Source organism: Variovorax robiniae (assembly GCF_037889955.1).
In the GTDB taxonomy this organism is placed as follows: Bacteria; Pseudomonadota; Gammaproteobacteria; order Burkholderiales; family Burkholderiaceae_C; genus Variovorax; species Variovorax robiniae.
On the sequence record NZ_JBBKZS010000015.1, the window covers coordinates 148,404 to 164,000 of the forward strand.

A 15,597-nucleotide genomic window follows, 5' to 3' on the forward strand; every position below is an offset into this window, starting at 1 on the left:
TTGCTTCACGGGCCCTTCGCGTCCGCCAGAATAACGACAAGTGCATCAGTGAACAGCCATGACCTCCCAGTTGAAGGCGGCGATCGAGACCATCGAGCAAGTCCGGTGGTTTGCGGGCCTGGACCCCGTCGTGATCGAGCGGCTCGCCGAGCAATGCCAACCCTGCAACCTGCGCCCTGGAGAAGCCTTGTCGCGCCGGGGCGCCCCCCAGACGCAGCTCTCGTTCGTGCGGTCCGGCAGCCTGGAGCTGAGCATTCACGGACGCGATGGCAGGCGACACGTGACCCGCTACCTGGTGCCCGGTGAGGTGTATGGATTGATCCCCGTCATCGACGGCGGCGGCGCGGTGCACGATGCGCGCGCACACGAGGCCACCGAGTTGCTGCAGCTGCCGCGCGAGGCGCTGCTGTCAGAGATGCAGACGCAGCCCGCGCTGGCGTTGCGCCTGCTGCAATTGTTGTGCGGTCGCTCCCGCCAGCTCTACGAGTTGTTCGCGTTCCAGCAGCTGCTGTCGCTGCAGGCCCGCCTGGCGCACCTGCTCGTGATCGTCGCCAACATCGAGGACCATCTGCACACGGCGACGCAGCGGGATGTGGAAATTCTGATGACGCAAAGCGAACTCAGCGACATGCTGGGCGTCAGTCGCCAGAGCCTGAATGCCGAGCTCAAGAAGCTCGAGCAGCAGGCCCTGATCCGGATTGCGCATGCCAGGATCGTGGTCACCGACCCGCACGGGCTGGCGCGACATGCCGGCGAGGTGATCTGACCGACGGCCCCGTCGGCGACAGGGTTCAGGCCGCGGCCTTGTCCATGTTCTGGAGCGCGGCCTTGTACAGCGAGACGCGCGGCTGCGCCATCACACGGCGGATCATCGGCTCGAACTCTTCCATCGGCATGAACTTGGCCGTGGAGTCGAACGCCGGGTTGTCGTAGAGCTCGATGAACTCCGCGGTGCGCGCGTAGTTCGGGTTGTCCTTGAAACGCTCGCGCATGTTGCGGTCCATGCCCAGGTGATGGAAGAAGTTGTAGCCCTGGAAGACGGCATGGTTCTGCACCATCCAGAGGTTCTCTTCCGAGACGAAGGGCTTCAGGATCGCGGCGGCGATGTCCGGGTGGTTGAAGGTGCCGAGCGTGTCGCCGATGTCGTGCAGCAATGCGCACACGATGTACTCTTCATCGCGGCCATCGCGCGCGGCCAGCGTCGCGGTCTGCAGGCAGTGCGTGTAGCGATCGACGGGGAAGCCGCCGTAGTCGTTCTCCAGCAGGCGCAGGTGCTTGATGACGCGATCGGGCAGCGTCTTGGTGAACTCGCCGAATTCGGCACCGATGACCTGCCATTCGGCAGCGGTACTGTCTTCCATGCGGGTGAATGTGGCGCGGGTGTTCATGCGTGGGTCTCCAGGTTGGTTTTATGTTGGCGGGCTGCGCCCGCTCGTATGGCCGCGCCTCCCGGCTACTGACCATGGCTGCGGCGCGCTCCGATCTTAAGGGTCGAATCGCGCGTGTTTTTTCAGTCTCCTGGCAACGGCATGATCGAACTGTCGACCATGCACGAAGCCGGCAACGTCCTCGTTTGCGGTACTTACTTGATCAGGAACTTGAACACCCGATCCGCGAACTTGCCGTACGGGGGCATCATGAACTTCATCGAGGTGAAGCGCGCCTGGTAGAACACCGGCCGCATCTTCGAGAAGGTCTCGAAGCCTTCATGCCCGTGGTAGTGCCCCATGCCCGACTCGCCCACGCCGCCGAAAGGCAGGTCGTGCTGGCCGACGTGGAACAGCGCGTCATTGACCGACACGCCACCCGACATCACCCGGTCCAGCACCGTCTGGATCACGCGCTTGTCGTAGCTGAACGGATAGACCGCCAGCGGACGCGGTCCGGCATTGATCGTGTCGATGGCCGTGTCCAGCCGCGCATAGGTGCGGATCGGCAGGATCGGGCCGAAGATCTCGCGCGTCATCAGCTCGCAGTCTTCCGGCGCGTTGAACACGATGTGCGGTGCGATCTTGCGGATGCTGCGGTCATAGGCCTTGCCCGGCACCAACTGCACCACCGTGGCGCCGCGCGAGCGCGCTTCTTCCAGCGCGCCCACCAGGCGATCGAAGGCACGCTCGTCGATGATGGACGTGTAGTCCTTGGTCTCCAGCGTGGGGTAGCGCTTGGGCATGATCTTCTTGGCCAACTCCACGAAAGCGCCCAGCTTCTGCTCGGGCACCCAGGTGTAGTCGACGGTCGTGCAGATCTGGCCGCCGTTGAGGTACTTGACGAACAGGATGCGCTCGGCAGCCAGCTCCAGCGGGTAGTCGTCGCAGACGATGGCCGGCGCCTTGCCGCCCAGTTCCAGCGTGACCGGACACAGGTTCTTCGCGGCGGCTGCCATGACGGAACGGCCCGTCTGGCCCGAGCCGGTGAACAGCAGGTGGTCGAACGGCAACTTGGAGAACTCGATGCCCACGCCGCCGGTTTCGTCGAAGAACTGCAGCTTCTCCGGCGGGAAGTAGGCCGGCATGCGGTCCATCAGCAGCTTGGCCAGATGGCGCGAGTTCTCGCTCATCTTCACCATCGCGCGGTTGCCCGCGGCGAAGATGTAGGTGAGCTGGATCATGGTCAGGTTGATCGGGAAGTTCCACGGCGTGATGACGCCGACCACACCCAGGGGCTGGGGAATGACGCGATTCTTCGCACCGAAGTAGTTGCGGATGTCGACCGCGCGCTTGCGCGGCTTCATCCAGCCGCGCAGATGCTTGAGCACCTGGTCGACGCTGTCGACGGACGGGAAGATCTCGGCCAGCAAGGTCTCGTGGCGCGAGCGGTTGCCGTAGTCGCGGCACACCGCATCGATCAGCGCTTCCTTGTTGTCCAGGATGAAGCGCTTGATCTGGCGAAGGTCGGCGCGGCGCTCTTCGTACGTGGGCACCGGGTGCGCGAAGTAGGCCTTGCGCTGCAACGCGAGCGCGTCCTGCAGTTGACGGGAGATCACCTCGGGGGCGAAAGGAACTTGCATGTCTGTCATTTGTTTACTCTCCTTTGAGGGGGTGCCACAGCGCGTTGCGTTGGAATGGCGCTGTCCAGACCTGCCGCTGTGAATGCAGAGCCGCGCCGCAGCATCGAGGAACACGCGATGTTGCTGTGACCATCAACCAGGGAAGCCATTTCCTGGTTGCGGTGATGCCTGTCGCCCGTCCTGAAACTTACCCCCTGATGATCGCCTCCGCGCCGTCATTGCGCCTTTGCCAAAGACGACGATGTTTTTTCTTTTGGCGACAAACAGGGTAAACACTAAGAAACAAGGAACGACTGGACATTGCATGAAACTGTCGTGGTTCGGACAGGTGCGAATCGACACCTCGTCCGCTCGGGGAGGAAAAGGCCCAAACTCTCGGGACCATAAAAAGAATACGCCGACGCCGCCGTACAGACGCGACCGGCGCAAATTTCAACAGGAGGACGATATCCAGAAGAAGGACAGCAACGCCGTCTTGTGCGAACTGGCCACCCCATCGAATACCAAGCACAGATGGCTTGACCGCCATTGCAATCGGCCAATTTGCGCCCGGGAATGACGACCCCGTTTACCCCAAAAGAGACAACAAACATGCGCCACCATCATTTTTCTTCGACACATCGAGGTTCGGAAATCACCACTTCCCCGCTTGCCAAACTGAGGCGCCGACTTACCAGCGGAATCGCGGGGGCAGCCTGCATGGCCTTGCTTGCGTTGAGCGCGACGCCCAGCCATGCCCAAGCCTGGCGCTGGTACAACGAGAACCCGAACTTCAAGCCCGCGACCCTGCCCAACGGCACGGTGATCAATTTCAACGAGTGGAAGAAGGCCCTGCCCTTCGTGCGCATCGATGGCAAGCCCGCACGCGCCGAGCCCGTCGCCGACAAGACCTGGATGATCTACGGCTACTTCTACGGCCCGGTCATCATTGAACGCCCCAATGGCCTGCTGGTCTTCTCCACCGGCGAGAACGCCGAGGACGGCAAGAAATTCCGCGAGATCATCCGCCGCGATGTGAGCAAGAAGCCCATCATCGCCGTGTTCTACGACCATGCGCATTACGCCAAGGGCGCGGAGACGCTGCTTGACGGCGACAAGGCGCAGATCATTGCGCACCCGGACTCCAACAAGACAGTGCAGGAGTCGGGCTTCCTCGGCAAGCCCAACATCGCGGAGATGCTGCCGGCGCTCGACGGCCGCGCACGCATTCACTTCGGCACCGACATGCCCAGCACCGGCCCGGATGCAAAGATGGGCGCCGCATCGCTGGACCTCGGCAAGAAGAGCGCCTGGCTGCCAACCACGAAGACGCTGGCCGACGGCGAGAAGATCACCGTGGACGGCCTCGACATCCAGGCCTTCCACGCGTCCACTGACACGGAAGACTCGCTGACCTTCTGGATCCCCTCGCAGAAGCTCGTCATCGACAACGTGATGTGGCCTTGCCTGCCGAACCTCTACACCTTGCGCGGCGACCGCTATCGCGAGCCCGAGCAATGGATCTCGGCCCTCAAGAAGATCCGCGACCTCGAGCCCGAGATCGTCCTCGACGTGGGCGGCGGTGCAACGGCGCTGGTGGGCAAGGACAAGATCAAGGACACCGCCAATGCCCTGATCGACGCCTCCTCCTTCGTGTACGACCAGGCCATCCGCCTGACCAACCAGGGCGTGCGGATGCAGGAACTGCGTCACTCGATCGTCCTGCCCGAGTCCCTGACGAAGAACCCGTATGTGAACGAGGTCTACGGCCAGTACGACACCTTCCCCGAGGCCTATGCCGATCGCGCCTTTGGCTGGTTCTCCGGCCATGCGGAAGACCTGCACTCGCTGCCACGCGCCGTCGAGTCCAAGAAATGGCTCGAACTGGCCGGCGGCGAAGCCAAGGTCTTTGACGCCTACAAGGCCGCCGCGGCCAAGGGCGAATACATCTGGGCCAAGGACCTGGCTGTCGTGCTGACCGATGTGGCCCCGACCAACAAGACCTATCGCCAGGCACTCGCCGACAGCTTCCGCACCCTCGGTCGCTACAGCCCCGGCTCGATCACGCGCAACTTCTACCTGGCTTCCGCGCGCAGCCTGGAAGGCGAGAAGACCCATACGCTGGGCAGCGTCCAGGACGCGGAGTGGGTGACGGCCGATCCGATCCGTGCAGTCAACCACCTGCGCACACGCCTGAATCCTGAGAAGGCGATGGGCAAGGAAGGCGAGATCGAATTCAACGTCGGCGGCAAGCGCGCAGCCTTGCACGTTCGCAATTCGGTGGCTGAATTCGTAAGCAATCCCGACAGCCACTATCGCAAGGCAGACGCCATCATCAAGACCAGCCCCGCATCGTTCGCGCGCTACTTCCGCGGCGAGATGACCGCGAGCGACTTCATCAAGGAGTCTGGTGCCGACGCGCAAGCGGCGACCTTGCTGGCCATGTTCGACGAGTTCCGCCAGATTCCGATGTATCCGTGACAGAAGCCCTGAGCGGGCAACTGCCTGCTCAGCTTGCCGCAGCAACGACCGGCGTGATCCGCGAGACGGACGCGCCGGCTTTTTTGTTGTGCCTAGCCAGCAAACCGCGCGCCCGGCGCAATCGTCGGCGGCGCACCGTTGAGCGCATCGATTGCAAAGCCCGCCGCGGCCTTGTACCGCGCCATGAACGCTTCCCGCTCGGCGGCCGGGATCACATCGTCGATGTTGTCGAAGACGCCGCCGCAGCGTTCATCGACCAGGCCCAGGATGCCAAAGGGCCCGGCGCCTCGATTGCGCAACACCAGCGCGGAGATGTCCGCACAGAGCTTGTCGTTGTAGGCATTCAATGCCGCGGCCGTCACGCCCTTGTCGAGCAAGGCCGCGCCCAGCACCCGTGCATCGACGATGGCCTGGCTCGCACCGTTGGAACCCACCGGATACATCACATGCGCGGCGTCGCCAAGCAAGGCCACATGGCCATCGACCCAGGTCGGCACCGGATCACGGTCGATCATCGGGTACTCGAAGACCTCCTTCGCGCCGCGCAACATCGCAGGCACATCGAGCCAGCCGTAGTTCCAGTCTTCGAAGTGATGAATGAAGTCCTCGAGCGCGGCGCGCCGGTTCCAGTCGCCCTGCGTCCAGCCACCGGCGTTGTCGACGGTGATCTCGGCGATCCAGTTGATGGTGGCGAGGCCGGTAGCCGGATCCGGCGGGGAGATCGGATAGAGCACCACGCGGTGCTTGAGCGAACCTACGCCCACGAAGGAGGCGCCAGTACGGATCGGCACACCTGGCGCCGTGCCGCGCCACATGATCGCGCCGCCCCATTGGATCGGCGGCTGCGTTGGATGCATCTGCGCGCGCACCGCGGAGTGCAGGCCGTCCGCGGCAATCAGCAAGCGACCCTCCACCTCCAGGCGCTGACCGTCGCGCGTCTCGACCCGCGCGGTCACGCCGTCGTCATGATTGCGATAGCCGGTGACGCGGTGGCCCAGGCGGATCGCGTCGGGCCCGAGCCGCTCGAGCGCAACCTTGTAGAGCAGCATCTGCAACTGGCCGCGATGCACCGAGTACTGGGGCCAACGGTAGCCCGCGAGCAGGCCGCGCGGCTCCGCATAGACGTCGTTTCCATTGCGCCCGACGAGCGCCCATTCGCGCGCCTGGATGCCGATCGTGTCGAGCAGTTTGTCGTCGATGCCGAGGTCGTACAGCTCGCGCACGGCATTGGGCTGCAGGTTGATGCCGACGCCGAGCGGTTGCAGTGCGGCGACGGCCTCGAGCACGACACACGGAACGCCGATCTGGTGGAGGGTGAGCGCGAGGGCGATGCCGCCGATGCCACCGCCTGCGATCAGGACGGGGCGGGAGTTGGATGATTCAGGCATGGCGCGGATTGTCGGAGACGCGCCGCGTGGGTCGCGTCCCGGCTTACCCCGACGAGGGTCGGATCTCTTACGCGGCCCCAAAGACAAAGGGCGTCCGGTGGTGAAACCGGACGCCCTTGGACGTTTTGTTGGTCGGTGTGAAAGGATTCGAACCTTCGACCCCTTGCACCCCATGCAAGTGCGCTACCAGGCTGCGCCACACACCGAAGCCCTCAATTATAGCCTGCGGATTCAGTGCACCGCGCCGAGAAGCTCGCGGATTTCGAAGAGTTCGCGTCGAAGCTGGTTGATCAGCGTCTGTCCCGCCTTTTGCGAAGACGCGCCGAGTTCTTGCTGCTCGTCCTGCACGGCGGCATCGAACTCCTCGCGATCAATCTCGATGGCTTCCACGCCTTCGAGCGGCATCTCGCCAGACCTGCGCCGGTCGCGCTCGTGCTGCGTGAGTTCCTGCAACTTGTTGCGCGCACCGCTGATGGTAAAGCCCTGGTCGTAAAGCAGATCGCGGATGCGGCGGATCATCAGCACTTCATGGTGCTGGTAATAGCGCCGGTTACCGCGCCGCTTCATCGGGCGCAATTGCGTGAATTCCTGCTCCCAGTAGCGCAGCACGTGCGGCTTGACGCCGCAAAGCTCGCCCACCTCACCGATCGTGAAGTAGCGTTTGACGGGAATCGGGGGAAGCGTTTTCTCCATTGAAATCAATGCCGTGCGCGCGAAACCTGAGAGATTACTCCACCGGCCTCACGAGCGCCAAGAACTATTCGGTCCCGACGCTCCACTCGACCTCCCGGCTGCCCTCTTCCGTGATGTTTCCGTGGATTTGTTCCTTGAGCTTGGCGCTCGCATGGAACGTGGCCACGCGGCGCGCGCCGATCGGAATCGCCTCGCCGGTGCGCGGATTGCGACCCGGCCGCGGGGCCTTGGTGCGAATCTGGAAGTTGCCGAAGCCCGAGATCTTCACATCGGTCCCTTCGATCAGGCTCGCGGCGATCAGGTTGAAGAAGGCCTCGACCATGTCCTTCGACTCGCGCTTGTTCAGGCCGATCTGCTCGAACAGCAGGTCGGCCAGTTGCGCCTTGGTGAGCGCGGGTGTTTCCAGGGCTTCGAGCGTGAATTCCATGTCCATCATCCTCGCAGACGCGCACCCAGCCTGGCGCCCAGTTGTTCGATGATGGCGCGAACCGCGGGCTCGATCTGCTCATCGGTCAACGTGCCCGCATCGCTCTGGAAAGACAGGCGCACGGCCATGCTCTTCTCGCCTTGTGCGAGGCCGCCCGAAGCAGCCACGGCACCATCGCGCGCGACCTGTGGCCGATAGATGTCGAACAGGTTCGCGCCCTGCAGCAGACCATCGTTGCCGGAGGCGGACGCAATGGCTTGCATCAGCGCATCATGCGTGACGGCTTCGGCCACCACTACGGCGATGTCACGCTCCACGGCCTGGTGCCGCGGCACAGGCTGCACCACCGGCAGCAGGCGCGAAGTCACAGCATCGAGGTCCAGTTCGAACAACATGGGCGCCTGCGGCAGCTCCCACTTCTGGCGCCAACGCGGATGCAACTCGCCCACCACGCCGATCTCGCAGCCATCGACGCGCACGCGTGCCGCACGGCCAGGGTGCAGCGCGGGATGCTCGGTCGGCTCGAAGGTCGGCATCAGCGGCGCAAGCAGCGCCTCGACGTCGCCCTTGATGTCATAGAAGTCGGTGCCCTGGGCCTTGCCCTGCCACCGCGAACCCTCCGCGTCGCCCCAGGCCAGGCCGGCCACACGCATCGGCTGGTGGATGCCCTTGACAGTGCTGTCGGTGGTGACGACCTTGTCGTCGCGCATGAACACGCGCCCCAGCTCGAACACGCGCACGCGCGAAGCCTTGCGGTCGATGTTGAACTTCAGCACCTGAAGGAGCGAGCCCAGCAGCGACGAACGCATCACGCTCATCTGGCTGGCGATCGGATTCAGCAGCTTGATCGGGTTCGCATTGCCGGCAAGGTCCTGCTCCCAATGCGCCTCGACAAAGCTGAAGTTGATCGTTTCCTGGTAGCCCAACGCGGCCACGCGGCGACGCACGTCGAAGCGGCCGCGTTGCACCTCGGGACGCACGCGCGCCGTGATCGGTGCGAGCGGAGGCGTGGTCGGCAGGTTGTTGTAGCCGACGAGGCGCGCGACTTCCTCGATCAGGTCTTCCTCGATCAGCAGGTCGAAGCGATGCGGCGGCGGCGTCACGCGGATCGTGCCCTCACCCTCTTCCATCGGCAGGCCGAGGCGCTTGAGCGCGGCCACGCAATCGGCCTGCGTCAGCGGCATGCCGATCACGCGCGCAGCGCGCGCGACGCGCAAGGTCACGGGCTTGGCTTCCGGCAAGCGCAGCGTCTGGTCATCCATTGCGCCGGCCTGGCCGCCGCAGACGTCGATGATCAATTGCGTGATGCGCTCGATGACCTGCACCGTGCGGCTCGGATCGACGCCGCGCTCGAAGCGATGGCCTGCGTCGGTGTTGAAGTTGAAGCGGCGCGAGCGGCCCTGGATGGCCTCGGGCCACCAGAACGCGGCCTCGACGTAGATGTTCTGCGTGTCGTCCGTCACCGAGGTGGCGTCGCCACCCATGATGCCGGCCAGCGATTCGACTTCGCGCTCGTCCGCGATCACGCCGACCTTTTCGTCGACAGTGATCGTGTTGCCGTTCAACAGCTTGAGCTGTTCGCCAGCCTTGCCCCATCGCACCGTGAGGCCGCCATGGATCTTGTCGAGGTCGAAGATGTGCGAGGGCTGGCCCAGCTCGAACATCACGTAGTTGGAGATATCGACCAGCGCCGTCACGCTGCGTTGGCCGCAGCGCGCGAGGCGCTCGACCATCCAGGCCGGCGTCGCAGCCTTCGTGTTCACGCCGCGAACGATGCGGCCGGAGAAACGGCCGCAGAGTTCGGGCGCTTCGACCTTCACCGGCAGCACATCGGCGAACGCCGTCGCGACCTTCGGCACTTCGGGCGCTTTCAGCGGGGCGCCGGTCAATGCAGCCAGTTCACGCGCCACACCATAGACGCTGAGCCCATGCGCCAGGTTCGGCGTGAGCTTGAGCGTGAGCAGCGCGTCGTCGAGGTTCAGCACCTCGCGGATATCGCCGCCGATGGGTGCATCGCTGGACAGCTCCAGCAACCCGCCGTGGTCTTCGCTCAGTTGCAGTTCGCGCGCCGAGCACAGCATGCCGTAGCTCTCGACGCCGCGCAGCTTGCCGACCTTGATCAGGAAGGGCTTGCCGTCTTCACCCGGAGGCAGTTCGGCGCCAACCAGCGCAGTGGGCACCTTGATGCCGACGCGCGCATTGGGTGCGCCGCAGACGATGTTGAGCAGGCTACCCTGCCCCACGTCGACCTGGCACACGCGCAGCTTGTCGGCGTTCGGATGCTGCACGGCTTCCTTGATTTCACCGACCACGATTTTCGTGAACGGCGGCGCCGCTGGGCGGCGCTCCTCGACCTCGAAGCCGCCCATCGTGAGCGTCTCGGCCAGTTGTTCACTCGTGAGCGGCGGGTTGCAGAACTCGCGCAACCAGGACTCGGGGAATTGCATGTCGTCTCGATCTTTGTCTGGTTACTGGAACTGGCTCAGGAAGCGCAGGTCGCCGTCGAAAAAGAGGCGCAGGTCGTTCACGCCATAGCGCAGCATGGTCAGCCGGTCCGGCCCCATGCCAAAGGCGAAGCCGATGTAGCGCTCGGGGTCCAGCCCCATGTTGCGCACCACGTTCGGATGCACCTGGCCGGAGCCCGCGACTTCCAGCCAGCGGCCGGCCAACGGCCCGCTCTGGAACTGGATGTCGATCTCCGCGCTCGGCTCCGTGAACGGGAAGAAGCTCGGACGGAAGCGCAGCACCAGGTCATCGGTCTCGAAGAAGGTGCGGCAGAAGTCGGTGAACACGACCTTCAGGTCCTTGAAGCTCACGTTCTCGCCCAGCCACAGGCCTTCGCACTGGTGGAACATCGGCGAGTGCGTGGCGTCGCTGTCCACTCGATAGGTGCGGCCCGGCGCGATCACGCGGATCTCGGGCGGCTTGACGTTGGGGTCGGTTTCCGCGGCCTTGAACACGGCCGCATGCTTCTTGATCTGCTGGTGCGCATAGCGAACCTGCATTGGGCTCGTGTGTGGACGCAGGTTGTAGGGGATGCCGTCCTCGCCGTCGATGTCGACGTAGAAGGTGTCCTGCATCGACCGCGCCGGATGGTTCGGCGGGTTGTTGAGCGAGGTGAAGCTGTGCCAGTCGGACTCGATCTCGGGACCGTCGGCCACGTCGAAGCCCATGCTCGAAAAGATCGCCTCGATGCGCTCCATCGTGCGGCTCACCGGGTGCAACCCACCGCCCACGCGATGGCGACCGGGCAAGGTCACGTCGAGCGCTTCTGCGCGCAGTTGCACGTCGAGTTCCGCATCGGCCAGCGCCTGGCGACGCGCGTTCAGCGCCGCCTCGATCGCCTGCTTGGCCACGTTGATGGCCGCGCCGCGCGACTTCTTCTCATCGACCGACAGCTGGGCCATGCCCTTCATCAGTTCGGTGATGCGGCCGGCCTTGCCGAGAAAGCGTGCCTTGGCGTTTTCCAGATCGGCCGGCGCGTTCGCGAGGGCGAAGTCAGCGCGGGCGGTGTCGACCAGGGTGTCCAGCTCGTTCATAAGAATTCGGGAGAAGGAAATGAAAAAGGACTGGTGCCATTTCTAGCGCCAGCCCTCAATGCCGTTCAGGCCGTGGACACAAGCCGCCATCTTTGGAAAGACGGCGACCTGCTGACAGGATCAAGCAGCCAGCTTGGCCTTGACCTGCTCCACGATGCCGGCAAAAGCGGCCTTGTCGTGCACGGCGATATCGGCCAGGACCTTGCGGTCGATCTCGATACCGGCCTTGCGGATGCCGTTGGCGAACTGGCTGTAGGTCAGGCCCAGTTCACGCGAGGCGGCGTTGATACGCGCGATCCACAGTTGACGGAAGACGCGCTTCTTGGTGCGGCGGTCACGGTAGGCATATTGCCCAGCCTTCATCACCGCCTGCTTGGCGATGCGATAGACATTACCGCGGCGACCGCGGAAACCCTTGGCGAGCTTGAGAACCTTCTTGTGGCGGGCGCGAGCCGTTACACCACGTTTGACGCGAGGCATGTGAGTACTCCTTGTTCGTCTGGATTAAATGCCCATGCCGGGCAACATGGCGGCCATCGAAACCATGTTGGTTTCATGAACCGTCACTGCACCGCGCAGATGGCGCTTGTTCTTGGTGGTCTTCTTCGTCAGGATGTGACGCTTGAAGGCTTGACCGCGCTTGACGGTGCCACCGGGACGAACGCGGAAACGTTTTTTCGCGCTGCTCTTGGTCTTCATTTTGGGCATTGAATGCTCCTTAAATTGTGCTCGTGAGGCGATGCGGATGCTCCGCATGCTTGTTGGCCCCGAGACACTTCTTCATCCCGCGCCCGCTTTGCAGCCGGCGCGAAATCCCTTCAAAACTGTTTGCCGCTCTTTGCGAGCCTCGCCGAAATTCTTCAGCAGACTCAGCCCGAGCGGGCTTTGTCGATCAAGCGGCGGCTGCCGGCTCGGTCGTGGCCTTCGGTGCAGCACCGCCGGCTTTCTTGCGGCCCGGCGCGATCATCATGATCATCTGCCGGCCTTCGAGCTTCGGAAACTGCTCGACCATGATCGTGTCACCCAGCTCGTCGCGAATGCGCTGCAAGAGTGCCAGACCCAGCTCCTGGTGCGTGATCTCGCGGCCGCGGAAGCGCAGCGTGATCTTGCATTTGTCGCCGTCCTCAAGGAAGCGCCGGATGTTGCGCATCTTGATGTTGTAGTCACCATCGTCGGTACCGGGCCGGAACTTGATTTCCTTGACCTCGATGACCTTCTGCTTCGACTTCGCTTCGGCCGCTTTCTTCTGCTCGTGGTACTTGAACTTACCGTACTCGATCAGGCGGCAAACCGGCGGATTGGCCGCCGCGACGACCTCCACCAGATCCACATCGGCCTCGCCAGCGAGGCGCAAGGCCTCCGAGAGGCTCATCACACCCAATGGCTCGTTATCCGGGCCGACAAGGCGGACTTCCGGGGCCATGATTTCCCGGTTCAGGCGGTGTTGGCGTTCCTCGCGGTGGCGGCGGTCGCGAAATGCAGTAGCGATGGTCAGAATCCTTTAAAAATCTGCTACAAAATCTGTAGCGAAGACCGTAGCAACCACGCGCACAAGCGACCGTTTTCCAGAAAATCAGCGTTTGTGTTGGATGTCGCCGGCGATCAGTTCAGAGAACGCCTGCATCGACATGACTCCGAGGTCTTTATTGCCCCGGGCGCGTACTGCGACGGCACCTGCTTCCTTTTCCTTGTCGCCCACGACGAGGATATAAGGGAGCTTTTGCAACGAATGCTTCCGTATTTTATACGTAATCTTCTCGTTGTGCAGGTCGAGCGTGACTCTAAGCCCTTGATTCCGCAGCGTTTTGGCAACTTCCGAGGCGTAGTCGGCCTGCCCTTCGCTGATGTTGAGCACGGCGACCTGCACCGGGGCGAGCCAGGCGGGCATCGCGCCGGCATGATGCTCGACCAGCATGCCGATGAAGCGCTCCAGGCTGCCGACGATCGCGCGGTGCAGCATCACCGGATAGGCGCGGCCGCTCGTCTCCGTGACGTACTCGCCACCCAGGCGCTCGGCCATGTTGAAGTCGACCTGCATCGTGCCGCACTGCCACTGGCGGCCGATCGCATCCTTCAGCGTGTACTCGATCTTCGGGCCGTAGAAGGCGCCGTCGCCCGGCGCAATGACGAAGTCGACGCCTGAGCGGCGCAGCGCCTCCATCACGGCGTGCTCGGCCTTGTCCCAGAGTTCGTCGGAGCCAATGCGGCTCTCCGGACGCGTCGCCACCTTGTAGAGGATGTCCGTGAAGCCGAAGTCCTTGTAGACCGCTTGCAATTGCGCCGTGTAGTTGACGCACTCTTCCAGGATCTGGTCTTCCGTGCAGAAGATGTGGCCGTCGTCCTGCGTGAAGCCGCGCACGCGCATGATGCCGTGCAGGCCGCCAGAGGGCTCGTTGCGATGGCATTGGCCGAATTCACCGTAGCGCAGCGGCAGGTCGCGATAGCTGCGCAGGTCGCTCTTGAAGATGATCACATGGCCGGGGCAGTTCATGGGCTTCAGCGCGTACTCGCGCTTCTCCGACTCCGTCACGAACATGTTCTCGCGATAGTTCTGCCAGTGGCCCGTCTTCTCCCACAGGCTCTTGTCTAGGATCTGCGGCCCCTTCACTTCCTGGTAACCCGTGTCGCGATAGACCTTGCGCATGTACTGCTCGACCTGCTGCCACAACGCCCAGCCCTTCGGGTGCCAGAACACCACGCCCGGCGCGACTTCATCGATGTGGTACAGGTCCAATTCGCGACCGAGTTTGCGATGGTCGCGCTTCTCGGCCTCCTCGATGCGCTGGATGTACTGGTCGAGTTGCTTCTTGTCGGCCCAGGCCGTGCCATAGATGCGTTGCAGCTGCTCGTTCTTCGCATCACCACGCCAGTAGGCGCCGGCCAGCTTCGTGAGCTTGAAGACTTTCAGGAAGCGCGTGTTCGGCACGTGCGGGCCGCGGCACATGTCGACGTATTCCTGGTGGTAGTAGAGGCCCATCGCCTTCTCGTCAGGCATGTCCTCGACCAGGCGCAGCTTGTATTCCTCGCCGCGAGACTTGAAGACCTCGATGACCTCGGCACGAGGCGTCATCTTCTTGACCACGTCGTAGTCCTGCGCGATCAGCTCGCGCATGCGCTTCTCGATTGCCTCCATGTCTTCGGGCGTGAAGGGGCGCTCGTAGGAGATGTCGTAGTAGAAGCCCTCCTCGATCACCGGGCCGATCACCATCTTGGCCGTCGGATAGAGTTGCTTCACTGCATGCCCAACCAAGTGGGCTGTCGAGTGGCGAATGATCTCCAGGCCCTCGTCGTCACGCGGCGTGATGATCTGCAGCTTGGCGCTGCGGTCGATGATGTCGCTCGCATCGACCAACTTGCCGTCGACCTTGCCGGCCAGCGTCATCTTGGCCAGGCCGGGGCCGATGGACTGGGCCACTTCGGCCACCGAAACCGGGCCAGGGAACTCGCGCTGCGAGTTGTCGGGAAGCGTGATCTGGATCATTGGGAACCTCTGAAATGAAAAGCAAAAAGCGCGGTGGGAGCCGCGCTTTGTGGGGGTCATGGGTGCTGGAACAACCAGCGCGCGCGGGCTACCGGCCGCTTCCTTGGATGAAGGAGCCGTTGAAAACGGTTGCCGTAGTTCGCGGTGTCATAACCAGATTGCCTTTCTCGCCCTTGTTAGGAGTGGAGCCTTCGATTGTAGCCTGCCAAGCGCTGATACAGGCGAGCGGCTGGCGTGGGTCAGGAACTGTGCGACCCGAACGTCACTTTCTTCGTCGTACGGGCCAACTCTCGTCTCGCTACGTGCTCAAAATCATCGGCTTGTACCCCCGGAGTGGTCAGGTGGCTTCACTGCGCCGCTGCCGGACAGCAATCCGGCATCAATTCATCTACCAGCGCGTAAAAAGCAAAAACCTCAATTAAAACTCAATGCGTTCGGTGCAACGCAGCTTTGATCGCACCCGGAAATGCAAAAAGCCCAACCTCGATTGAGGTTGGGCTTTCTGGGCTGTAAGAGCCTGACGATGACCTACTTTCACACGGGAACCCGCACTATCATCGGCGCTGAGTCGTTTCACTGTCCTGTTCGGGATGGGAAGG

General features: G+C 63.2%; 13 protein-coding genes, 1 tRNA gene and 1 rRNA gene. 2 read left to right on the forward strand and 13 right to left on the reverse strand.

Annotated elements, in window-relative coordinates:
* Positions 1 to 58: 58 nt before the first annotated feature.
* Entirely contained in the window at positions 59 to 766 is a 708-nt protein-coding gene (locus tag WKW79_RS27240; RefSeq protein WP_340338354.1) for a Crp/Fnr family transcriptional regulator, read from the forward strand.
* Between the two features lie 25 nt (positions 767 to 791).
* On the opposite strand, the gene WKW79_RS27245 is transcribed toward WKW79_RS27240, so the two are convergent.
* Both WKW79_RS27245 and WKW79_RS27250 read right to left on the reverse strand, forming a co-directional pair.
* Positions 792 to 1,388, reverse strand: coding sequence for an HD domain-containing protein (locus WKW79_RS27245; RefSeq protein WP_340338355.1), 597 nt, complete (start codon positions 1,386 to 1,388; stop codon positions 792 to 794).
* A 194-nt stretch (positions 1,389 to 1,582) separates the two neighbouring features.
* Positions 1,583 to 3,019, reverse strand: coding sequence for a coniferyl aldehyde dehydrogenase (locus tag WKW79_RS27250; protein ID WP_340338356.1), 1,437 nt, complete (start codon positions 3,017 to 3,019; stop codon positions 1,583 to 1,585).
* Between the two features lie 690 nt (positions 3,020 to 3,709).
* Here WKW79_RS27250 and WKW79_RS27255 point away from each other — a divergent pair.
* On the forward strand, positions 3,710 to 5,470 hold the full coding sequence (locus WKW79_RS27255; protein ID WP_340338357.1) for an alkyl sulfatase dimerization domain-containing protein: 1,761 nt from the start codon (positions 3,710 to 3,712) through the stop codon (positions 5,468 to 5,470).
* 92 nt (positions 5,471 to 5,562) lie between these two features.
* Here the strand turns inward: WKW79_RS27255 and WKW79_RS27260 are convergent, their stop codons facing one another.
* From WKW79_RS27260 to rrf, 11 genes are all read right to left on the reverse strand, one after another.
* Complete coding sequence (locus WKW79_RS27260; protein ID WP_340338358.1) at positions 5,563 to 6,858, reverse strand: flavin-dependent oxidoreductase; 1,296 nt, start codon at positions 6,856 to 6,858, stop codon at positions 5,563 to 5,565.
* Positions 6,859 to 6,987: 129 nt separating this feature from the next.
* A tRNA-Pro gene (locus WKW79_RS27265) sits at positions 6,988 to 7,064 on the reverse strand.
* Positions 7,065 to 7,089: 25 nt separating this feature from the next.
* On the reverse strand, positions 7,090 to 7,551 hold the full coding sequence (locus WKW79_RS27270) for a MerR family transcriptional regulator (RefSeq protein WP_340338368.1): 462 nt from the start codon (positions 7,549 to 7,551) through the stop codon (positions 7,090 to 7,092).
* 64 nt (positions 7,552 to 7,615) lie between these two features.
* The gene (locus WKW79_RS27275; RefSeq protein ID WP_422823974.1) at positions 7,616 to 7,978 is read right to left on the reverse strand and encodes an integration host factor subunit alpha; all 363 of its coding nucleotides are present in this window, start codon (positions 7,976 to 7,978) and stop codon (positions 7,616 to 7,618) included.
* A 5-nt stretch (positions 7,979 to 7,983) separates the two neighbouring features.
* Entirely contained in the window at positions 7,984 to 10,425 is a 2,442-nt protein-coding gene (pheT, locus tag WKW79_RS27280) for a phenylalanine--tRNA ligase subunit beta (RefSeq protein ID WP_340338360.1), read from the reverse strand.
* Between the two features lie 21 nt (positions 10,426 to 10,446).
* Positions 10,447 to 11,517: a phenylalanine--tRNA ligase subunit alpha gene (gene pheS / locus WKW79_RS27285; protein WP_340338361.1), complete on the reverse strand. Its 1,071-nt coding sequence runs from the start codon at positions 11,515 to 11,517 to the stop codon at positions 10,447 to 10,449.
* 120 nt (positions 11,518 to 11,637) lie between these two features.
* Complete coding sequence (gene rplT, locus WKW79_RS27290) at positions 11,638 to 11,997, reverse strand: 50S ribosomal protein L20 (protein ID WP_213957691.1); 360 nt, start codon at positions 11,995 to 11,997, stop codon at positions 11,638 to 11,640.
* A gap of 24 nt (positions 11,998 to 12,021) precedes the next feature.
* The gene (gene rpmI / locus WKW79_RS27295) at positions 12,022 to 12,225 is read right to left on the reverse strand and encodes a 50S ribosomal protein L35 (RefSeq protein ID WP_132733279.1); all 204 of its coding nucleotides are present in this window, start codon (positions 12,223 to 12,225) and stop codon (positions 12,022 to 12,024) included.
* Between the two features lie 184 nt (positions 12,226 to 12,409).
* Positions 12,410 to 13,015: a translation initiation factor IF-3 gene (infC, locus tag WKW79_RS27300; RefSeq protein WP_340338369.1), complete on the reverse strand. Its 606-nt coding sequence runs from the start codon at positions 13,013 to 13,015 to the stop codon at positions 12,410 to 12,412.
* Positions 13,016 to 13,090: 75 nt separating this feature from the next.
* Positions 13,091 to 14,998 carry a threonine--tRNA ligase gene (gene thrS, locus WKW79_RS27305; protein WP_340338362.1) on the reverse strand — a complete coding sequence of 636 codons (1,908 nt, stop codon included), beginning with the start codon at positions 14,996 to 14,998 and terminating at the stop codon, positions 13,091 to 13,093.
* 515 nt (positions 14,999 to 15,513) lie between these two features.
* Positions 15,514 to 15,597, reverse strand: a 5S ribosomal RNA gene (gene rrf / locus WKW79_RS37075); the annotation flags it as partial.

Coding starts and splice junctions, on each gene's coding strand:
- WKW79_RS27240 (WP_340338354.1), top strand. CDS start 59: ATGACCTCCCAGTTGAAGGCGGCGATCGAGACCATCGAGCAAGTCCGG.
- WKW79_RS27245 (WP_340338355.1), bottom strand. CDS start 1,388: ATGAACACCCGCGCCACATTCACCCGCATGGAAGACAGTACCGCTGCC.
- WKW79_RS27250 (WP_340338356.1), bottom strand. CDS start 3,019: ATGACAGACATGCAAGTTCCTTTCGCCCCCGAGGTGATCTCCCGTCAA.
- WKW79_RS27255 (WP_340338357.1), top strand. CDS start 3,710: ATGGCCTTGCTTGCGTTGAGCGCGACGCCCAGCCATGCCCAAGCCTGG.
- WKW79_RS27260 (WP_340338358.1), bottom strand. CDS start 6,858: ATGCCTGAATCATCCAACTCCCGCCCCGTCCTGATCGCAGGCGGTGGC.
- WKW79_RS27270 (WP_340338368.1), bottom strand. CDS start 7,551: ATGGAGAAAACGCTTCCCCCGATTCCCGTCAAACGCTACTTCACGATC.
- WKW79_RS27275 (WP_422823974.1), bottom strand. CDS start 7,978: ATGGAATTCACGCTCGAAGCCCTGGAAACACCCGCGCTCACCAAGGCG.
- pheT (WP_340338360.1), bottom strand. CDS start 10,425: ATGCAATTCCCCGAGTCCTGGTTGCGCGAGTTCTGCAACCCGCCGCTC.
- pheS (WP_340338361.1), bottom strand. CDS start 11,517: ATGAACGAGCTGGACACCCTGGTCGACACCGCCCGCGCTGACTTCGCC.
- rplT (WP_213957691.1), bottom strand. CDS start 11,997: ATGCCTCGCGTCAAACGTGGTGTAACGGCTCGCGCCCGCCACAAGAAG.
- rpmI (WP_132733279.1), bottom strand. CDS start 12,225: ATGCCCAAAATGAAGACCAAGAGCAGCGCGAAAAAACGTTTCCGCGTT.
- thrS (WP_340338362.1), bottom strand. CDS start 14,998: ATGATCCAGATCACGCTTCCCGACAACTCGCAGCGCGAGTTCCCTGGC.